Origin of the sequence: Roseovarius sp. MMSF_3281, assembly GCF_030733685.1 — a bacterium.
In the GTDB taxonomy this organism is placed as follows: domain Bacteria; phylum Pseudomonadota; class Alphaproteobacteria; order Rhodobacterales; family Rhodobacteraceae; genus Roseovarius.
Genome location: NZ_JASHIM010000050.1, coordinates 1 through 2,757 on the forward strand (window position 1 = coordinate 1; position 2,757 = coordinate 2,757).

General features: G+C 63.1%; 2 protein-coding genes. Both read left to right on the forward strand.

The features are described from left to right. The first annotated feature begins 121 nt into the window (after positions 1-121). Positions 122-511, forward strand: a complete 390-nt coding sequence (locus RBB32_RS21195) for a DUF3768 domain-containing protein (RefSeq protein ID WP_306155748.1) — start codon at positions 122-124, stop codon at positions 509-511. Positions 512-665: 154 nt separating this feature from the next. Further along, a complete protein-coding gene (locus RBB32_RS21200) occupies positions 666-2,648 on the forward strand; it encodes a ParB/RepB/Spo0J family partition protein (RefSeq protein WP_306155749.1) in 1,983 nt (660 codons plus the stop codon). The last annotated feature ends 109 nt before the right edge of the window (positions 2,649-2,757 follow it).

Here is a 2,757-nt window from a genome sequence, read left to right on the forward strand (position 1 = left end):
TCGGTGAAGAATGAGATCTTCGCCGGGATTTTTGACTTGCCCGAAACCCTTGACAGAGGCCCGCCCCATTACGGAAGTGGGCTTTGAGAAGGGTGTTTCAAACCTCTCAAAGGAGATCCCCATGTCCATGAATGTTCAACCCCAGCCAGACCTTCCGGATCCGACCGTGATCGCGGCGCAAAACGACGCGTTTCGCAAGCTCGCGTGCCTTGGGGTGCCGCCCGCGCAGCCCATCCAGGGCCGCATGCATGTCACCCGCGCGCTTATGGAGGCCGGTGACGGCTTCATGGCCGAGGCGGTGAAGGCCACCGGTGCGTTCGATACATTCGAGCCTGAGAATGATCCCGAGGGATGGCACGATTTCGGGGCGGTCGAGATCCGGGGCGAGACCGTGTTCTGGAAAATCGATCTCTATGAGGCAGATTCGGATTTCCGCTACGGGGCTGAGAGCCCCGACAACCCCGCCACCACCATGCGCGTGCTGACGATCATGCTGGCGCGCGACTGGTAGGGCAGGGGGAGTCTCAAGTCCTACACCTCCGACATGGAAGGCCCGCTGCCCCCTAAAAGGCAAAGCGGGCCTTCTGTGGTCGTGATCCCCGAAGCCGGGGATTGGTTACGCGCGAGGGCGCGGGCCACACCTCACCATTCGAGAAGGACATCCCATGACCACAAGCTTCAAACCCGTTTCCGTCGCCATCGGCGATCTGGTCCCGCATCCCGCCAATGTGCGCAGCAACGCGCCGGAAACCTACGACCCCGAGAACATCGCCCATCTGAAAGCCAGCATCGCTGTACTGGGCCTCCTGCAGCCGCTCCTCGTCCAGAAGCTCGACAACAAATACGCCGTTCTTGCCGGTGGCCGGCGCAACGCCGCGCTGAAGGAACTGGTTGCCGACAAGGCCGCGAAGGGGTTCACCGCGAAGACCAAGGTGGACTGCCGCCTCGTGCCGGAAGACTGCGACGTCACTACGGCACTGTCGCTTGCCGAGAACATCACCCAGGCACCGATGAATGCCATCGACGAGTTCGAGGCTTTCGCCCGGATGATGGAAGTCGACGGCCAGACGCCGGAGACCATCGCTAAGACTTTCGGCACGACCGTTGCCGCCGTGGAAGGCCGGCTGCGCTACGGGCTGATCCATCCCGATATCCGCGCCGCGGCCCGGGCCAAGGTGATCACGCTCGATACGATGAAGGCCTTTGCCGAGCATCCGAGCCAGGAGGTGCAGCGCGAGGTCTTCGAGGCGCTCACCAAGGAAGATAGCTACCTGCAGGCCTACACCGTCCGTCAGGCGCTCAAATCCCGCGGTGTGCAGGTCAGCGATGATATCGGGGCCTTCGTGCGCGAGGACTATGAGGCCCGCGGCGGAGCGATCGCGGCTGATCTGCTGGAAGAGCATTCCGTGCTTGAGGATGCGGCGCTGGTCGAGACCATCCTGCTCGAGAAGCTCGGTGCCGCTGCCGAAGAGGCTCGTATAAAGCTGGGCTTTGCTTGGGCCGATGCGATGGTCCGCTATGATTACGCGAGTATGGCCGACTACGGCCGCGTCTATCCCGGCCCGATCGAGCCGGATGAGGCTGCCCAGAAGCGCATCGATGAGATCACCGCCGCGCTCGAGAAATTGCAGCTCGAGATGGAGGATGAGGGGCTCGAAGACGACGCTTACAATGCGCTCTACGACCGGGTGGACGCTCTGGAAGAGGAAGCCCGCAATCTGCAGGAGGCCTACAGTGCCGAGGATCTTGCCCGTGCAGGCGTGATTGCGTCTTGGTCGAACGGGCAGATCACGCTCCATGTGGGCCTCGTCCGCCCGGAGGACACTGTGAAAGAGGAGGGCGCGCGCAGTTCCTCAACCAACACCACCGGGGAGGAAGCCACCGACGCTGGAGAAATCACCTACCCGGCCTCGCTGGCCGAGGATCTCAAGACCGAGCGGGCCATGGCCCTTGGCGCCGCGATGGCGCTGCATCCCGAGGCCACGCTCGATCTGACGCTCTTCAAGATGGTGAGCGACGTCCTGTGCAGCGGCATGAGTGTCACGCAGGCGATCAAGATCGAGGCCCGCAAGGAATACCGCAGCCACGGCAAGATGGACGAGATCGACGAGACCTCGCTCGAGCAGGTGGCGGCGGCGCATGATGCGCTCGATCTGTCCTGGCTCGACGACGCCCGGTCGCCCGCCGATCAATTCGCGGCGTTTCGCGCGCTCGATGCTTGTGAGAAGGCCAAGCTCGTGGCCTATGCGACCGCCAGCACCACGCAGTCCTGTTTCGCGCGGGACCGGCAGCGCGACAGCTTGATGCATGACTTTGAGATCGAGATCATGCCTGACATCCGCGCCCATTGGACGCCGAATGCGGCGCTCTTCAACCGCTTCAAGAAGGCCTGGCTCCTGAAGATCCTCGGCGAGGATCTGGGTCTCGCCCAAGAGGCGGTGACACTCGCCTCATCGAACAAGAAGGAGATCGTCGCCTTCTGCGACAAGCTCTTCGCTGAACCCTTCGCCACACTGACGGACGCGCAACGCGCTGCCGTGGCCGCCTGGTGCCCGCCGATGATGCAGACGGCGGGTGTCGCCTGTGATGAGGCGGAGCCCACCGTGGAAACTCCGGAGCCTGTCAGCGAGGTCGCGCAAGCGGCCTGATGCATCAAGTGACCCGCGCGTGGGCCATGCCACCCGCGCGGGTCGACCCTCCCACACCCAACGGAAAGACATCCCTATGGCTATTCTCAAGTTCTCTGCTTCCGCTGTT